Here is a 17,658-nt window from a genome sequence, read left to right as displayed (position 1 = left end):
GAAGTCATAGCGTTGCGCGGACAAGGGCTTCGCGTCTCGCCAGTTCAAGGTCATGGTCAACCATCCGCGCCACGAGGTCTGAAAATGAAACACGCGGCTGCCAACCGAGTTGCTCGCGTGCCTTGCGAGCATCACCTAGCAAGTGGTCCACTTCCGCCGGGCGAAAGTACCGTGGGTCTATTTCGACGTAATCCTGCCAGTCAAGCCCAGCGTGCGTGAATGCTGCTTCCAGAAACTCACGCACCGAATGGGCTTCCCCAATGGCGATGACATAGTCATCCGGGGTGGGCTGCTGAAGCATCAGCCACATGGCTTCCACATAATCGCCGGCAAAGCCCCAGTCGCGTTTGGCGTCGAGGTTGCCAAGGTAAAGCTTCTTTTGGAGTCCGTGCTTGATCCGTCCGACGGCGCGCGTGATCTTGCGGGTCACGAAGGTTTCGCCGCGCCGTTCGCTCTCGTGGTTGAACAGAATGCCATTGCAGGCAAAGAGACCGTAGGCTTCACGGTAGTTGACGGTGTACCAGTGCGCCGCGACCTTGGCTACCGCGTAGGGACTGCGCGGATGAAATGGCGTCATTTCACACTGTGGCGGCGGCGCTGCCCCGAACATTTCCGACGATCCAGCCTGGTAATACCGCATCGGTTTGCCGGTGCGCATGGACACGTCGCGCACCGACTCCAGCAGCCGAAGCGTCCCGGTGGCTACGACATCACCGGTGTACTCAGCCTGTTCAAACGACACCTTGACGTGCGATTGGGCCGCCAAATTGTAAATCTCGTCCGGTTGGACGGCTTCGAGAATCCGCCGCAGGCTGGTGCTGTCGGCGAGGTCGCCATAGTGAAGCGTCAATTGACGCAGTGGGTCATGCGGATCGCGGTATAGGTGGTCAATTCGTCCCGTTGAGAAAGAACTACTGCGCCGAACGATGCCGTGAACGGCGTACCCTTTGGCAATCAGAAACTCCGTCAAGTATGAGCCGTCCTGCCCGGTGATGCCGGTGACGAGCGCGACTTTATCCATTCAAACCTCGCCGAAAGACTGTTGATGCTAGGCGGTGCCCATAAAAATCTGGAGATGAGCCATGGCAACATCTTCCCGGTTTGTCAAGCGAGTAGTCTTCATAAGTTGATGCTTTGGGTTGACTTTTAGAGCATTTTTCCCCAGCATAACCGGTGCTGGCTGCGGTCAGTTCTTCTTGGGAGATCGTTCAATGGTAGGACATCTGGCTCTGGACCAGAGTATCGGGGTTCGAATCCCTGTCTCCCAGCCAACCTTGCTTGCTCAAAACGGATGCCGAGCGGCATCCGTTTGTTTTCTCTTGATGTGTACCGGTTGCGCCCTGGGCAGTTTGTCCGTGGGCGCTTTGACTTTGGGCACGGCCTTGGGCGCGGATTCCCCCACGACTGCCGGCTGTGCCGTGATATGAGGCGCGCACTGTGAGTTCTTCTAACCACTCCTTTGATGTCGTGATTATTGGTGCCGGACCAGGCGGCTACGTGGCCGCCATTCGGGCGGCGCAACTTGGGTTCAGCGTAGCCATTGTCGAAAAAGACAAGCACTTGGGCGGCACATGCCTGCTACGGGGCTGCATCCCGACCAAGGCGCTGCTGGAAAGCGCCGCCGTGTATGAACAGTCCAAGCACGCGGCCGACTACGGTGTGGTCGTCTCCGACGTGAAGCTCGATTACGAAGGTGTACGGAAATACAAGCACAAGATTGTGATTAAGTCGGCCAAGGGCGTCGAGTACCTGATGAACAAAAACAAAGTCAAGGTGTTCAAGGGCGTTGGGTTCATCGAAGACCCGCACACGGTGAGCGTAACGAGCGGCGACACCAAAGAACGCCTCAGCGCCAAATTCATTCTGGTGGCGACCGGTTCGGTTCCGCGTGACATTCCCATCTTTCCGACGGATGGCGTTCGCATCATCAACAGTGACCATGCGCTCGAAATGACCGAACTTCCGGCCTCGATAGTGATTTTGGGCGCTGGGGCCGTTGGGGTGGAGTTTGCCTCTGTCATGGCGCGATTTGGCGTTGAGACGACCCTCGTTGAGATGTTGCCGCGTGTGCTCCCGATTGAGGATGCGGCCATCAGCGCCGAACTGGAACGAGCACTCCGAGCGCAAAAAATCGCGGTCAAAACCAACACGAAGTGTGAGGCGGCCGCGGTCAATGACCACAGTGTCGCTGTCACGCTCGTGGATGGCAACGGAGAGCGGGCCACGCTTCAGGTGGAAAAGCTCCTCGTCGCCGTTGGGCGCCGCCCCATCAGCGCCGGTATCGGACTCGAAAACACGCGGGCTACGGTGGATAAAGGCGGCTATATCGAAGTCAATGGCTTCCTTCAGACCGCCGAGCCAAGTGTTTATGCCATCGGTGATGTGATCAACACGCCGTGGCTGGCCCATGTGGCTTCGGCCGAAGGCATCGTTGCGGTTGAACACATGGCCGGCCATGCCACCGAACCGATCAACTACGACCGCGTGCCGAGCTGCACCTACTGCGAACCGGAAGTTGCCAGCGTTGGGCTGACCGAAGCCAAGGCGCGTGAACGCGGCTACGAAGTCAAGGTTGGGTCGTTTCCCTTTGCCGCAAGCGGCAAGGCGCGCATCCTGGGACAAACCGAAGGGATGGTCAAAATCGTCAGCGACGCCAAGTATGACGAACTCCTTGGCGTTCACATCATTGGGCCACGCGCCACGGAACTCATTGCCGAAGCGTGTGTGGCGTTGCGCGGCGAACTGACGACCGAAGAACTCATGCGAACCATCCATGCGCACCCGACCCTCTCCGAATCGGTGATGGAGGCCGCGCATGGTGTCTTCGGCAGCCCTATCCACATTTAGCCAAAACGCGCCGGGGATTGGCCCGGCGTGGGACGATGTCCCCCTCAGAAAGCCTTCCGACTGCCGAACTGTCCGAGCCGCTGACGCATGACCACTGGATTTCTATCACTGATTTTGCATGCTCATTTGCCCTTTGTGCGGCATCCAGAGTATCCCGAATTTCTTGAGGAAGACTGGCTCTACGAAGCGATTAGCGAAACTTACGTCCCGCTTTTGTTTATTTTTGAGAGCTTACATCGGGCAGGCGTGCGTGTGCGGTTGACCATGACCCTCACGCCCCCGCTGTGCGAGATGCTTACGGATGAACTGTTGCGTGAGCGTTACGTCCGGCATCTCGGCAAGCTTGTGGCGCTGACCGAGAAGGAAATCGTCCGCACGAAAGGCACGCCCTTTGCCCCGGCCGCGCAGGCGCATCATGAGCACTTCCGCGCGGTCCATGACCTTTACGAAAACGTCTATCAACGGGATATCGTGGGGGCTTTTCGGCGGCTGCAAGACGCCGGTGTGCTGGAAATCATCACCTGCTGCGCCACGCATGGCTTCTTGCCCTTGATGCGTCACGAAGCTGCGCGCCGGGCGCAGATTCGCGTCGCGGTACGCAACTATGAAAAGCACTTTGGGCGCGCGCCGCTTGGCATCTGGCTGGCTGAGTGCGCCTATGAGCCAGGAATTGATGCTTTGCTGGCTGAAGCCGGGCTGCGTTATTTCATCGTGGACTCGCACAGCATCATGTTTGGCTCTCCGCGGCCGGCCCATGGCATCTTTGCGCCTACCATCACGCCATCAGGTGTCGCGGCATTTGCCCGCGATGTCGAAACCAGCGAGCAGGTGTGGAGTTCACTGGTGGGTTATCCCGGCCATCCAAACTACCGGGAGTTTTACAAGGATTTAGGCTACGAAGCCGACTATGACTACATTCGGCCCTACCTGCATGCCGACGGTGTGCGCCGCAACATCGGCATCAAGTACTTTCGCGTCACGGGGAAAGTTGACCTCCACCACAAGCAGCCCTACATGCCGCTCTGGGCAACCGAAACGGCGGCCGAGCACGCCGGACATTTTTTGGCTTCACGGCAAGCCCAGGTGCGCCACCTGCGCGCGGTCATCGGGCGCGCGCCATTGGTTGTCTCGCCCTACGATGCCGAGCTGTACGGTCACTGGTGGTATGAAGGCCCGCAGTTTTTAGATTTCCTCATCCGCAAAATTCACTTCGACCAGGATGAGGTTGTGCTGGCGACACCAGGCGACTACCTCATGATGTTCCCCAACAACCAGCCGCAGGTGCCGTCGGCTTCGTCCTGGGGCGCGGAAGGGTACAATCGCGTCTGGCTCAATCGGGATACCCAGTGGATGTATCGCCATCAACACCAGGCCGAACGACGCATGGCCGAGCTTGCCCAACGCTTTCCCGCGCCAAGTAGCGCCCTGATGTACCGGGCGCTGAATCAAGCCGCGCGTGAACTCCTACTGGCGCAATCGAGTGACTGGGCGTTCATCATCACGAACAAAACCATGGTGCAATACGCCGAAAAGCGTTTCCGTGACCACATTCACCGCTTCACGCGCCTGTATGAAATGGTGACAGACGGAAGCGTAGATGAAGCCTGGCTGGCTGAGGTGGAAAAGCGCGACACGATATTTCCAGAAATGGACTACCGTGTTTACCTGAGCTAAAAACTTTGCGTCATGGTTGCGTCATGAAGGCATGACGCGCAGCTCGTCTGGTCTGGCTTACTTGGCGTCACCGACCCGCAAGACGGCAAGAAAAGCTTCCTGGGGAATGTCCACGCGACCGACTTTTTTCATGCGCTTCTTCCCTTCCTTCTGTTTTTCCAGGAGCTTTTTCTTGCGGGTGATGTCGCCGCCATAGCATTTGGCCAGCACGTTCTTGCCCATGGCTTTGACGGTTTCACGGGCGATGACGCGATTGCCAATCGCTGCCTGGATGGGAACCTCGAAAAGCTGGCGTGGGATGAGTTCCTTCATCTTTTCAGCGAGCGCGCGTCCGCGGGTATAGGCGTTATCACGGTGAATGATAAGCGATAGGGCGTCCACCGGCTCACCGGAAACGAGCACATCGAGCTTGACTAGGTCGGCTGGTTCGTAGCCTTTTAGGTGGTAGTCAAGCGAGGCGTAGCCGCGTGAAACTGATTTCAGCCGGTCAAAGAAGTCGAGAACGACTTCGAGTAGCGGCACGTCGTAAGTCAACATCACCCGCTTGTCGCCAATGTAGTCAAATCCTCGCTGAACCCCCCGTTTTTCATCCAGCAGCGTTAGGATTGGCCCAAGGTAGTCGTCCTGCGTCATGATCGTGGCGCGAATGACAGGCTCCTCGATGCGTTCTATCTTGGCCGGGTCAGGTAGTTTGGATGGGCTGTCAATGACAAGCTGCTCGCCGTTGGTAAGGTACACATTGAAGCGTACGCTTGGGGCCGTCGTGATGAGATCGAGGCCGAACTCGCGCTCCAGCCGTTCCTGGACGATTTCCATGTGCAGCAAGCCCAGGAAGCCGCACCGGAAGCCAAAACCGAGCGCGGCCGAATGCTCCGGCTCGTAAAGAAACGACGAGTCGTTGAGGCGCAGCTTGTCTAGCGCGTCACGGAGGGCTTCGTACTGGTCGCTCTCAACCGGATACAGACCAGCAAAGACCATGGGCTTGACTTCTTGAAAGCCGGGTAGCGGTTCGGCTGCCGGGTGCGCCGCTTCCGTCACTGTATCCCCAATGCGAACGTCGGCAACGGTTTTGATATTCGAGAAGAAAAAGCCGACTTCACCGGCGCCGAGTTCGGCAATCTCACGCATCTTGGGCGTCATCACGCCGACGCCTTCGATTTCGTAGTCGCGCCCGGTCGCCATGAAGCGAATTTTCATGCCAGGTCGCAAAATGCCGTCCACCACGCGCACCAGAACGATGACGCCCTTGTAGCTGTCGAACCAGGAATCGAAAATCAGTGCCTTGAGTGGCTGGTTGCGGTCGCCGGTGGGATGGGGGATGGCTTCGACGATCCGTTCGAGCAATTCGTCGGTGCCAACGCCTGTTTTGGCGCTGGCCAGAACCGCGTTCTTTGGGTCAAGCCCGATGACTTGCTCGATTTGAGCCAGAACACGCTCCGGTTCGGCCGACGGCAAGTCAATCTTGTTGATGACCGGAAACATTTCGAGATTGTTTTCAAGCGCGAGGTAAGCGTTGGCGAGGGTTTGGGCTTCAACACCCTGGGTGGCATCCACGACGACGAGCGCGCCTTCGCAGGCGGCCAGCGAGCGCGAGACTTCGTAGCTGAAGTCCACATGGCCGGGCGTGTCAATGAGGTTGAGAATGTAATCTTGGCCATCTTGAGCCCGGTAGTTGAGCCGGACGGCATGGGCTTTGATGGTGATGCCGCGCTCCCGTTCAAGGTCCATGGCATCGAGGACCTGTTCGGCCATCTCGCGCTGGGTAAGCGCGCCGGTGCGTTCGAGCAAGCGGTCGGCCAGCGTGGATTTGCCGTGGTCAATGTGAGCAATGATCGAGAAGTTGCGGATATGCTTGATGTCCATGAAGGATGCGTAAGCGACATAAAATCGGGAGTCGCATGAACATAGCACGCGCGAGACATTGGCTACAGGCAGGAATGCCGTGCCACTCTTTTGTAAAGGTAGCCGGTAGGACATTGGCCACAGGCAGAAATGCCTGTGCCACCCTTTTGTAAAAGTAGCCGGTGGGACATTGGCCACAGGCAGGAATGCCTGTGCCACCCTTTTGTAAAAGTAGCCGGTGGGACATTGACCACAGGCAGGAATGCCTGTGCCACCCTTTTGTGAACAGGTGGCAATTTTTAGGTCATGGTTCCTGTTTGGATGTGGTATGCTCACCTGCTGTCGTGGCGCTTGGGTGTCGCGGCTCTTTGACAATCTGGGGATGTCACGGTTTCGACGTGGACAGTGTGAGGTGTTTGTGAGGCGTGCCGGGCGACCATGCCGCTCGTCAAAACGTGTGGAAACCATTACCTGCCGAAACGCAGGAATTTGCTCTCGCAGCCTAAAAACTGCTGAGCCGTCTGCCCATCCGGTGGCTCGTGCCGGATGACGCAGGCGTGACGTTCACGAGCTGGCGGCAACGCTGCGCCGAGGGCGTGGCCGCGAGATAAAACTCGGCTGGTAGTTGCGCTGCTCAAGGTCGCTGCTCCGGCGGCGCAAGTACGAGATGCAACGGAAGCGACTACGCACGTAGTCTCCAACGCCGAAGGTTCGCGGACGAGGGTTCAACTCCCTCCATCTCCACCACCCGTTAGCCCTAGCGCAAAACGCTAGGGCTTTTCTGCATGTTGGGTTCAGCCAGGCGGATTGGCGCGCCATCCAGGTGGCGAACGCCATCCGGTTGGCTTCGCGCTGTCAGGTCGGTCCAACTAGTCCCGCGTGAGCGCTGTCCGGCCTGTTTGGTCTGTTCGCAGCGGCTCCGAAACGATGCGCGGGCGCGACATCGCTTCAGCGGACCGAAGCCGCGTATTCGCGGCTGAAGCGGCGTTGGCCGCCGAAGCTACCTTCTCTGGAAAGACATAACCGGCAAACCAGTAGCGCCGCCGTACGCCCCGGTCGAGATTCGTGGAAAAAGGCAAGAACGACTGGCTGATGCGATTGAAGCCACCTGTGGCGTCGCCATCGCTGTTGACGCGCCAGTTCATTTCACTGATGAGAATCCCATCTTCATAAACGTCATCCACGATGGCCACATGGCCGCGCCCGGCATTTTGCCAAACGATAATCGCGCCAATCCGCGCATCGCGTGGGTTGGTGCTGGTCTGCCAGCCTTTTTCCTGCGCCGCGCGCAACCACATGCCCCCGTTGCCGCGCCAGTCAATACCGCCTTCATCGGCCGCAAAGTGATCGAAAACCTGCGCGGCATAGTAGGTACAATAACCCCAAGTGAAGCCTTTGTAGGGCTGGTGACGATTGTCTTCGATTTGAGCCGAGGCGGCCGTAGCCAAGGTGAGTACCACAACGGTCGTCACAACAAGACGACGCAGTTGCTTCCCTAAGTGAAGCACCATGTCAATTCACTCTCAAAAGTTAAGGAATGATGAAAGGACTGGGCGCTTCTCTATCGCGTTACGAAAAGCAGTGTCAAGTTTTTTATCAGGGCAGGTAGTGGTTGGTTCAATCGTCGCGCTCGGCGACGCCCTGCGCCAACGCGGCAAAAACCGGCAAATGCGGACTCGGTCCTGGTCCCGGTCGGCGGTCTCCACAAGCCGCGTACCAGATGATGTCGTTGAGTTCATCCGCGTCTTCCAGGTCGGCATGGGCGAGGTTCATGGCGCGGCACCACCGCACCATCGCTGCTTCCTGGGCGGTTTTGGGCGGACCGACCAGGAGATTGCTCGCCGCGACGGTTGGGAGCAGGGCCCGGTACGGGCGCAGGTCAGGCTGGTCTTGAAATATCGCCATCGGTACAGCGTTTGCATCCAGTGCGTTCATTGGCGGCAGCCCAAGCAGCAGCTCCATCGTGCGAATCAAACTGACGGTCGTGTGATATTCGTGAATGAGCCGTCCGGGGCGATTGTAGGCGCTGATGACCAAGGCTACCGACCGATGACAATCCACATGGTCGGGACCGTTTTGCGCATCGTCTTCGACGACAAAGATGGCGGTGTCTTTCCAGTAAGGCGAGGTTGAAACGGCCTCGACCAAGCGTCCAAGCGCGTAGTCATTATCGGCAACGTGAAACTGTGGTGTCGGAAGCCCTGGCGTCATCCCGCTCGTGTGGTCATTGGAAAGACGCACCATCGAAAGATTCGGCAACGCATCACGTCCGGTTGCCTTCCGCGCTTCCACATACTGGTTGAACTCGTCCAGCCACGCGCCAAGCCGTGACGTGCCCCGAAAGCGACCATCAGGATGCTGGAGCGAGATGACGGCATCCACCGCGCCTGCGCTCTGAACGGCCGCAAGGTAAGAATCGGTCGTCATGGCGTCGGGCGTGTGCATGTCGAAGTTGCGAAAGGTCGGGCAAACCTTGCCTTCTAGCGCTTTCTTCGTTGGTGTCGCCGTCACGTTCGGCGTCAAATCCGGGTATGTCCGGCGCCGATTGGCGTTGATGGCATCGAGTTCTGCCTGCGACACCGTTCCGACAAACTCGCCATAGTTGCGATAGGTCAATCCGGCACGCGCAACCGCGTCCCAGAGATACAGGGTTTCGGGTTCGGCAACGTCGCGCGCGCCCTGCCGGTAGGGAATGAACCGATCCAGAAAACGCTCGATGTCCTCCGCCGTCGCCGGCAGGTCAAACGCCGGAGGGACGCCAGCGCGCGGCGCAAAGTTCGGCAAACGATTGAAGCCTTCGTAATCATAGGTGCGTGACCGCCGCGAGTACTCCCAGCGAAACGCTTTGTCGGTATAGTCGCTCGACAGGGCCGCCGTCGCCCAGTTGTGCCCGTCCGGGCTAGCTTCTGAGTTGACGAAGAAGCGGTCAAACAAACCAAATCGTAGGGCCAGTGCGCGGTGATTCGGCGTCACGATCTGGGCCGTGCCATCGCGGGCAACCGCCGCATCGCCTGCCCCAAAGAGTGCCAGGTAAGGATCGCCATCGGCCGGTGTTCCGTCTCCGGCTTTTTCCAAATCACCAAAGACGGAGTCGTAGGTGCGGTTTTCCTTGATGACGTAGATGATGTGCTTGATCGGGGACGCCCCGCTAAAGAGTCGGGTCCGACGCGCACCGAGCAAGCCGATGTTCTGGAGGGTTTGCCGGGTGTAGTCGGCCAGTTGCCGGTCATCAGGCAGCGTGATGCGGCTCAGTGTTCCGCCAACCAGCGCGACGCTATACTGCCCACCCTGCTGATGTTGGCCGGTTCCGACCGGAAAACGGTCGTTTGGAGCATTGGGGAAGCGTCCTGACGAAGTGGCGACGACCGATGAGTTTTCAAACCCAGTTCCTTTGCCATTTCCGACTATCAGTAGGTTGCCCACCACGGCAACGGCCGATGGATAGAGGCCGGTCGGGATGAAGCCCCTCACGCACGACATCTGGCGTTTTTCGGTGCTTTCCGCTTCCCGCTCGGTTTCTTTGGAACGTTGTCGCTGCCTGGATGGCTGTCTGGATGTTGGAGCGGTTGAGCGTTGCGCCCCGTTGGTCGCCCCGGCGGGACGCGCCTGCTCGCCGAGCGCGACGACCGCAATACAGTTGGCCCGCGCGTTGGCGACATAGAGCACGCTTTCTGTTTCATCCAGTGCCAAGCTCTGCGGACTCGCGCCCCCACGCTGCCTTTCATCCAGTCGGAGCGCGATCCGTTCGATCTCAACGTCCCGGCTGGTATCTATGACACTGACCGCATCGCCGTCTGAGTTGACGACGTAGAGTCGCGTTTGGGCGCGGTCGAGCGCCATAGCCGTTGGATGACGGGCAAGCTCGATAAACTTGACGGCCTGCCTACCCGGATTGACAACCGCCAGTGAACCGTCGCCCCAGCACGACACATAGACCTTCTCACCCTGGGCAGTCGAGACAACGACGACCTCGTAAGGGTAGGTTGCCTGCGTCGGCCGCTTAGGGTTTTGCAGCTTCACGCTGCTGAGGCTGGGCTGGTCACGATTCAGGTGCAGGATGCCCAAGCTGTCGCCCAGATTGTTGGCGCTGTAGAGCGTGTCGCCAGCGGCGTCAAGCGCCAAACCCAGCGGAAACACCGGTGCGAAATTGTTGTTGTAGCGCGGGGAGGCTGGCTCCGTGGCCATGGTGGTCACATCCAGAAACGGCGCTTCCACGGACACGTTGAAGTCGTCGGCTGCCGGCGTTAGCGGACGCTCGGCTCCGGGGGTGAACTGAAAACACCAGATTTTGTTTTCGTTTCCACCGGAGACATACAAGGTGTAGCTGCCCGCTTCCGTCCGCGTTGGAGAAAACACGGCCCCGACGCAAACACTCTGCGGTGCCGGAACATAGACATTCTGAATGACGACCGGAGCCGGCCGCGCTGCCAAGTCAATAACGGCCAGTGACTGGTGCAGGTGATGCGTCGCGTTGCGCTGCATGCCGAAGCCGCTGTTGACGACGACGAGATAGCGACCATCTGGGGAGCGAACCAGCTTGACCGGCAACGCGCCAACGGCCGGTTGGTGCGTCTTGGCATCCCGGATCAGTGTTCCGGCCGGCGTCAATCGAAACTCTGGTTGCGGCTGGGCGACACGGTCGGCGGCGATAGGCCCGCCAGCGAACAGTAATGCCAAAAGCATCAAGCTGAGGCAGGCCACTAAACTAAGCGAACGAACGAAAGCTGGCTCCATGAACAGCAGGACAGGGACGGTACGGGTTAGGCGATCGAATCAAACATAACGCCCGTATGGTTCAAAACCCGGCATTCCACACCATGGGCAACCCTCTGTCAGCCTATGGCGCGGCTCAGGTGTTGTCGGTGGATGGCCCAGTCGGCACGGGACTGTCCCCAAACTTCAATTGGTTCGTGGTGGTAGGGTTCGGGCAGTCGCGCCACCCTTTGCTTGCGCGCGCCCAGGCGCTGGGCAACCCGTTGGGAGGCCGTGTTGTCCGGCGCGATACAGTGGATGACCTCATCCCAACCGAGGCTATCGAAGGCATAGTCCAGGCAGGCCGCCGCCGCTTCGGTAGCGTAGCCCTTGCCCCAGGCATCGCGGTGCAACGCCCATCCGACTTCAGTTCCCGGCCAGCCGTAGGGCTGCCAAGGTCCAATCCGACCTACCCAACGGCCGGTTGCGCGTTCAAGCACGGAGAACATCGCCACGCCGGTCAGCGCCCACGCGCCGGCCATGCTCATCATGGCGCGCCAAGTGACGGCTGGTGGTTGCGCGCCGCCAATATGCCGAGCTGCCTCTGGGTCAGCCATCATCTCCGCCCAGCGCGGGAAATCATCCAGCGCCGTTGGTCGGAGCAACAAGCGTGCCGTGGTCAGTGTCACGTCGGAGCGCAGTTGCATGGTACCATTCTCTCTATTCAGCGAGGGGCTATTGCCACCGGCGGGAACTCAAACAATGGTAATTTCGAGCGCAAAGGTGGTGTTGGTTCGCTCATCTTCGGGGAAAACGATGATTTCGTAGTCTCCCGTCGCGGGAAGCTCACCGCTCCAGTCGGTGACGCCCTGCGCGCCTTCAACAAGCTCCATGCCCGGCGCGTAAAGTCCGAAAACGGCATGTTTCCGGGCCGAAGTCAACCGGAGTGTCAAATGCTGCCCACGCCGCGCGCGGAACACGTAAGCCACCGGATTCATCCCGCCGCTTTCGCTCGGACCACCCGTGGTGCGGCCCTTCAAGATGACCGACGTTTGACCCTTGGGAAACTTGACGCGCTTCTGCGCCCAGACCATTGGGGTCATCAGTCCCATGAGGACCAGTCCCACCAGGACGTTCTTCAAGAGGACCTGTTTCAAAGCCACCTCTCCCTTGTGTCAACCTCGTTCCTGCATCCTGCCTGGGTTCTGCGTCCTTGCCAAGCGGTATGTGTCAAGACGGGCAAGACGGGCCAGCCTATCGAGGAACGACGGCCACGCCCAAGAACGACCTTGACAGGATGTAAACCGGCGCACGATACTTACTGAACTTATGAGGTCACGCGGAGAAGTCGCATAGTGGCCTAGTGCGCTGGTTTGCTAAACCGGTGTACGCGAAAGCGTACCGAGGGTTCGAATCCCTCCTTCTCCGCCACTTTCTTTCAAACGCGCTAGGCCTTCACAAGATTTATGAGACGTTTCTTGGCGCTCGCCCTCCTCCTTGGGAGTGGCTTGTGGCTAGGCCTTGCCCAAGTGGCGGCAAGGGATTCAACGACGCTGACCGGATATGTGCGCAACGTTGCGGGTGTGCCGGTGGCCAATGCGCGATTGACGTTGCTGACCGCGCGTCAGTCGGTCGTGGCGACCGCCCTCAGCGACACGGATGGTCGCTATCTCTTTGACGACATTCAACCTGGGGCCTACGAACTCGTTGCCGCGACAGCCGATGGGCTTGGTGTTCGATTGGCCGTCGCGCTGGCAGCCGGCGTCCCGACTCAGCGCGATCTGGTTGTGGTCACCACGTCTGTTGCCGAGACGGTCACCGTGACGGCCGATGTCGGGTTGGTGCAAGACAAAGACGAACTTGGGCAAACGGTCACGGTGATTCCGGTCGGGCGGTTGCGGGAGCGCGCGACGCAGGGCTTGGCTGAGGCTTTCGCTGAAGAGGCCGGGCTGTCTGTCCAGCAGACCAGCCCGACGCTCGGTGGGGTCTTCGTCCGTGGGTTGGTGGCTAGTCGCGTATCGGTTTTCGTGGATGGCGTGCGGTACACCACCAGTGCCCAGCGAGGCGGCATCAGCACCTTTTTCAACTTGCTCGAACCCAGCGGGCTGCGTGGCGCGGAGGTACTCCATGGCCCCCACGGCGCACAGTATGGCAGCGACAGCTTGGGCGGGAGCATCCAGTTGCTCACGGCGACCGCGCCACTGACGGCAACTGGCTTTGAGTTTCGCGGCGAAAGTTCGTTCTTTGGCACAAGCGCCACTGCCGGTTTTGGCAACGCCACGCGCCTTGCCTTTGGAACGACCCGCGTTGGCGCGGTGGTGAATGTGGCCGGGCGGCGGATCAACACGCTCCGCGCAGGTGGCGGGCGCGACTCCCGCGCAGCCGTGACCCGGTTTTTTGATTTGCCATCGAATCGCTTCTATGGCGAGCGCCAGCCCGACACGGCCTTTACCGAGTATGCCGGCAGCCTCAAGGCCGTGGCGACGCCCGCCAGCGGGCATCAGTTCGTCTTCCACTACCAACGCGGACAGCAGGACGGCGGCAAGCGGTCGGATCAGTTGCTTGGCGGCGACGGCAACCTCATCGCGCGGCTTGGAAACCTGATGCTTGATTTTGGCTATGTGCGCTATGACGGCCAACGGATTGGCTGGTTCGACAGTGTGACCGTCACCGGAAGTTTCAACATCCAGCGCGAGGAACGCATCAACCAGGGTGGCCAGGGCAACCCACAGGCGCTCATCGGTTCACAGTATGAGCGGACGCGCACCGGTGGGGTATCGCTCTTTGGCTCGAAGGTCGTTGGACGGCATACCCTGCTGGGCGGCGCGGATGTTTACCGGGATGTCATGCGCGGGCGAGCGTTCGACGTCAATCCAACGACAGGTGTCGCCGTCGCAGCTCGCCCGCGGGTGCCAACCGGCGCGTACGTCAACAACTACGGCTTCTTTGTCCAAGATGTGTGGGAGGCTCTGCCGAATCGCCTGCGTTTGTCCGCGAGTCTGCGCTACGGCGTGGCTTCCTATCGGGCGCGCGCGCGTGACAATGCGCCGGTCGGCGGGCGGGCCGTCGTCGAGGACGATGCCGTACGAACGGCCGCCTGGACCTTTCGCCTGAGCGGCGCATGGCAGCTTGGGCGCGGCTTTGTTTTAGCCGGTAATGTGGCGCGTGGCTTTCGTCCGCCAAACATGACGGACTTGGGTTCGCTTGGACTCCAGGGTAACGGCGTGTATGAGGTTGCTGCCCCCGCCGTTGCCGGACGCAATGCCTTCATCGGAACCACCGCCGATGCCACGGCTGTTTCAACTGGGCTGCCGGTTCGACAGGTCATTCCAGAAAGCAGCCTGAGCTACGAAGGCAGTCTGCGCTACCGCAACGGGCGGCTGGATGCCGATGTCACCGGCTTCGTGACCAACATCAATGACCTCCTGACAACCCAGACACTGATTTTACCCCTGGGCGCAGTGGGCACGCGCCTGGGGACGGAAATCATCACGGCGCAACTGCCAACCGGCGCGGTCTTCGTTGCGCCGGCGGTGAGTCCGGTGCGGATCCGTGCCAACTTCACGGATGCGCGTATTGTTGGCATTGAAAGCTCGCTAGGCGTCAAGCTCACACCAAGCTGGTCGCTGTCCGGCAATTTCACCTGGCTGCATGCGGAAGACCGCGCTACCGGGCAACCGCCGGATGTCGAGGGAGGCACGCCGCCGCCGCAGGGACTCCTGCGCCTTCGCTATCAACCTCCAGGCAGCGCGTGGTGGGTGGAAGGCGTGGCGGCCGCCGCGCATCGGCAAACCCGTTTGTCATCGCTCAATCTGGACGACCGGCGCATTGGCGCAACCCGAACGCGCACGCAAATTCAGAACTTTTTCCGGCGCGGCGCGACCGTCCGGGGCTTGGTCGAGGCCGGCCCCGACGGCCGATTCGGCACGGCAGACGACCGCCTGCGGCTGACCGGCGAGACCCTGGCGCAAATCCAGAACCGCGTGCTTGGGACGGCAACCAGCGCCCCGCTTTTCCCCGTGTTGCCGGGTTGGATGACGCTCAACCTTCGCGGTGGGTATCGGTTTGGCGAACGGCAGGACCTCACGGTGGCGGTTGACAACCTTCTAGATCAGAACTACCGCACGATTTCATCTGGGGTTGACGCTCCGGGCCGTAACCTGACGATCCGTTACACCGTGCGTTTCTAGTACACCGTGCGTTTGTAGGGGTGCCAGGCTAGAGGCAGCCAGCAAACCCTGCTATGAAGTACCGGCAAGCCGCTGCATGACTTCGACAAAGTGGTGTTACCTGTGGAATCATACCCACCAACTACCGTAAGTAATGAAATCGTCTATGAACCAGCCATTGCCCACCCTTGAAGGTACGAAGCGGATTCCCATCTTTCCGCTCCCGGTGGCCTTGTTTCCCGGAACTATGCTGCCGTTGCACATCTTTGAGGAACGCTACAAGGCCATGGTACGCGATTGCCTAGCCGGAGAAAAAATCTTTGGCGTGACCTTTGTGATGGGGCGGGAAGGTTTTCCGCCACCTGTTGGGCGGGTCGGCTGTGCCGCTTTCATCATTGCGACCGTTCCACTCGAAGAAGGCCGCATGAACATTCTGACAACGGGGCTATCGCGTTACCATGCCCTGGAGTACTTTCAAGACGAGCCATACTTGGAAGGACTGGTGACGTTCTTTGATGACCAACCCATCACCGAAAACCTCACCGAAGTCGCCGAGGCCGTACGTGCAACCTTTCAGCGAACCATCAAGGCCATTCGGGCCATGAGCCGCGAAGAAGACACCTTTCCGGATGATTTACCTGAAGACCCCAAGGCGTTGTCCTTTCTCGTAGCCTCGCTGCTCCAGATGAGCGATGAGCAAAAGATGACACTGCTTGAGTTGACCGACACCGGAGAGCGCCTTGACCGTCTGCGCCGGCTGCTCATCCCAGCCGTGGAGAAATACGAGCTACGTGCTGCCGTCAACGAACTGGCTAAGACCAACGGGCATGGACCGCATGGCAGGCTGGGCCGCCTCGACTCGTGACCTGCTACGCTCCCCGACGACGACAACGCGGTGGCAGGTCGCGTTGCGATGTGCGGTGATGGCCTGGTGGCTGCTGGTTGGATGCACGCTGGACGCCCTGGCCCAGGAGCGCCCCGGCGTCCCGGATGACACGCTCGTGACCTTGCGCGCGCAGCAGGTCATCGTTCCCTTCACGGTCGTGGATCGGTCGAATCGTCCGGTCACGGACCTTGCCGCCGAGGAAGTCAAGCTCTTTGAGGATGGCGTCGAGCAGGAAATCGTCTCGTTGCAGCCGGCCCCGACGTTGCCAATCACGGCCGCCTTGGTGCTTGACTGTAGCGGCAGCATGGTTCGTCGCCTGCCGCTGGCGAAGCGCGCCACCAGTGGTTTTCTGGCGCGCTTGCTGCGCCTGCCCCAGGATCGGGCGGCCCTGCTTGCCTGTCAGCAGGATATTCTGCTGGCGCAGCCGTTGACCGGCGAACTATCCGCCTTGCAGGCATCGCTCTCAACGCTGGATGAGCGCCTGCCGTCTCCCCTAGGAAGGATCGCGCCTTTCGATCCGGCAAACGTTGCGCCGCCTGGGACGGCGCTCTATGCCGCGATTTACGCGGCGATAGACACCTTGCTCAGTTCTGACACGAGCGACGGCCGCCGCCGGATTGTCGTCGTCATCAGCGACGGGTTTGATAGCGAGGGACTCGTCCGGCTGGGGGAAGTCATCGAGCGCGCCTGGCGCGGTGGCGTAAGTATCTACGCGCTGGGGATTGGTCAGCCAGAGCTGAATGCGGCGGATACGAGTCGAACCGTCAATCGCGCCGAACTCGAACGGCTATGCGCCGCAACTGGTGGGCAGGCGTTTTTCCCACGCCTTGACCGTGAGTTCTTCACGGCCTTCGAGCAGATTGACACGGATTTGCGGCAGTGCTTCGTTTTGGCTTACACACCGACGAACGAATCCGCGGCATTTCGCGCCATTCGCATTGAAATTTCACGTCACCCGGATTGGAAGGTTCGCCACCGCGCCGGTTATTACGCCAACGCCAATGAATGACTATTCGTCACCTCAGCTTCGTTTATTATGGTCAGTTGGTGTGTGTTCCGTCGCGCTTGGCTGGGCGCTGCTTGCACCGGGCGGGCCGCGCGGACTGGCCCAAACCACCCAACCAGCAGCGAAACGCAAGGCGAAACGACCAGTGCCTGACCGCCCATCCGAGCCTGTCGAAGCTGCGCCGCGTCCTTCAAAAGACAAGTATCCTTCGGTTGAAGCTCGTGTCGCCGCCTATCGTGAGCAGCTCGCAGCGAAAAAAATCAAACGCGAAGACAGCCGTCCCTACTTGATTGCCGGGGTGGAGGTGCTGGGTATTTCCGAGACCACGCGCGGTTATACGGCCTTCGTTCGGGTCGAGGACGAAACCACGCTGGTGGTGCGCGCCGGAATGCATTTTTATGATGGCGTCGTTGAGCGCATCGAGCCAGGGCGCATCGTCTTTCGCTTGACCAATCGCCGCCTGGTCGAGAAGCGCTATGGGCAATCCATTGATGCGTCGCCCAATGACGCCGCACCCGAAAGGTAACACTCTCCTCAGAAAA

Annotated in this window: 12 protein-coding genes, 2 tRNA genes and 1 other RNA gene; 9 read left to right on the top strand and 6 right to left on the bottom strand. The window is 59.9% G+C overall.

All coding sequences use genetic code 11. The features are described from left to right. Window positions 1-4: 4 nt before the first annotated feature. A complete protein-coding gene (gmd, locus tag J8C06_RS11020; protein WP_211428737.1) occupies window positions 5-1,021 on the bottom strand; it encodes a GDP-mannose 4,6-dehydratase in 1,017 nt (338 codons plus the stop codon). A 176-nt stretch (window positions 1,022-1,197) separates the two neighbouring features. On the opposite strand from gmd, the gene J8C06_RS11015 reads away from it, so the two are divergent. The 3 genes from J8C06_RS11015 to J8C06_RS11005 all read left to right on the top strand — a co-directional run bounded on the left by J8C06_RS11015 (window position 1,198) and on the right by J8C06_RS11005 (window position 4,521). Continuing rightward, window positions 1,198-1,271 (top strand) — tRNA-Gln (locus J8C06_RS11015). A gap of 166 nt (window positions 1,272-1,437) precedes the next feature. Next, window positions 1,438-2,847 (top strand): dihydrolipoyl dehydrogenase, encoded by a 1,410-nt coding sequence (lpdA, locus tag J8C06_RS11010; protein WP_211428736.1) that lies wholly within the window; start codon window positions 1,438-1,440, stop codon window positions 2,845-2,847. A gap of 87 nt (window positions 2,848-2,934) precedes the next feature. Then, complete coding sequence (locus tag J8C06_RS11005) at window positions 2,935-4,521, top strand: glycoside hydrolase family 57 protein (RefSeq protein WP_211428735.1); 1,587 nt, start codon at window positions 2,935-2,937, stop codon at window positions 4,519-4,521. 57 nt (window positions 4,522-4,578) lie between these two features. Here J8C06_RS11005 and lepA read toward each other — a convergent pair whose 3' ends face one another. Further along, window positions 4,579-6,384, bottom strand: a complete 1,806-nt coding sequence (gene lepA, locus J8C06_RS11000; protein WP_211428734.1) for a translation elongation factor 4 — start codon at window positions 6,382-6,384, stop codon at window positions 4,579-4,581. A gap of 357 nt (window positions 6,385-6,741) precedes the next feature. Between lepA and ssrA the strand changes: the two genes are divergently transcribed. Continuing rightward, window positions 6,742-7,110, top strand: a transfer-messenger RNA (tmRNA) gene (gene ssrA, locus J8C06_RS10995). Window positions 7,111-7,232: 122 nt separating this feature from the next. Here ssrA and J8C06_RS10990 read toward each other — a convergent pair. From J8C06_RS10990 to J8C06_RS10975, 4 genes are all read right to left on the bottom strand, one after another. Then, on the bottom strand, window positions 7,233-7,874 hold the full coding sequence (locus tag J8C06_RS10990) for a CHAP domain-containing protein (protein ID WP_211428733.1): 642 nt from the start codon (window positions 7,872-7,874) through the stop codon (window positions 7,233-7,235). A 106-nt stretch (window positions 7,875-7,980) separates the two neighbouring features. Next, on the bottom strand, window positions 7,981-11,040 hold the full coding sequence (locus J8C06_RS10985; RefSeq protein ID WP_211428732.1) for a beta-propeller fold lactonase family protein: 3,060 nt from the start codon (window positions 11,038-11,040) through the stop codon (window positions 7,981-7,983). 155 nt (window positions 11,041-11,195) lie between these two features. Next, window positions 11,196-11,762 carry a GNAT family N-acetyltransferase gene (locus tag J8C06_RS10980; protein WP_211428731.1) on the bottom strand — a complete coding sequence of 189 codons (567 nt, stop codon included), beginning with the start codon at window positions 11,760-11,762 and terminating at the stop codon, window positions 11,196-11,198. A 48-nt stretch (window positions 11,763-11,810) separates the two neighbouring features. Then, window positions 11,811-12,212 carry a hypothetical protein gene (locus tag J8C06_RS10975; RefSeq protein ID WP_211428730.1) on the bottom strand — a complete coding sequence of 134 codons (402 nt, stop codon included), beginning with the start codon at window positions 12,210-12,212 and terminating at the stop codon, window positions 11,811-11,813. 184 nt (window positions 12,213-12,396) lie between these two features. Between J8C06_RS10975 and J8C06_RS10970 the strand changes: the two genes are divergently transcribed. The 5 genes from J8C06_RS10970 (at window position 12,397) to J8C06_RS10950 (ending at window position 17,642) form a co-directional block, all read left to right on the top strand. After that, window positions 12,397-12,486 (top strand) — tRNA-Ser (locus J8C06_RS10970). Window positions 12,487-12,533: 47 nt separating this feature from the next. After that, complete coding sequence (locus J8C06_RS10965) at window positions 12,534-15,245, top strand: TonB-dependent receptor (protein ID WP_211428729.1); 2,712 nt, start codon at window positions 12,534-12,536, stop codon at window positions 15,243-15,245. A gap of 145 nt (window positions 15,246-15,390) precedes the next feature. After that, on the top strand, window positions 15,391-16,089 hold the full coding sequence (locus tag J8C06_RS10960) for an LON peptidase substrate-binding domain-containing protein (RefSeq protein ID WP_211428728.1): 699 nt from the start codon (window positions 15,391-15,393) through the stop codon (window positions 16,087-16,089). Further along, a complete protein-coding gene (locus tag J8C06_RS10955; protein ID WP_211428727.1) occupies window positions 16,061-17,119 on the top strand; it encodes a VWA domain-containing protein in 1,059 nt (352 codons plus the stop codon). Before J8C06_RS10960 ends, J8C06_RS10955 begins: the two co-directional genes overlap by 29 nt. 142 nt (window positions 17,120-17,261) lie before the next feature. Next, window positions 17,262-17,642: a hypothetical protein gene (locus tag J8C06_RS10950; protein WP_211428726.1), complete on the top strand. Its 381-nt coding sequence runs from the start codon at window positions 17,262-17,264 to the stop codon at window positions 17,640-17,642. Window positions 17,643-17,658: the final 16 nt, after the last annotated feature.

Origin of the sequence: Chloracidobacterium validum (genome assembly GCF_018304825.1) — a bacterium.
Classification (GTDB): domain Bacteria; phylum Acidobacteriota; class Blastocatellia; order Chloracidobacteriales; family Chloracidobacteriaceae; genus Chloracidobacterium; species Chloracidobacterium validum.
Note: the sequence above shows the minus strand (reverse complement) of the source record. Positions and strands in the feature narration are given on the sequence as shown.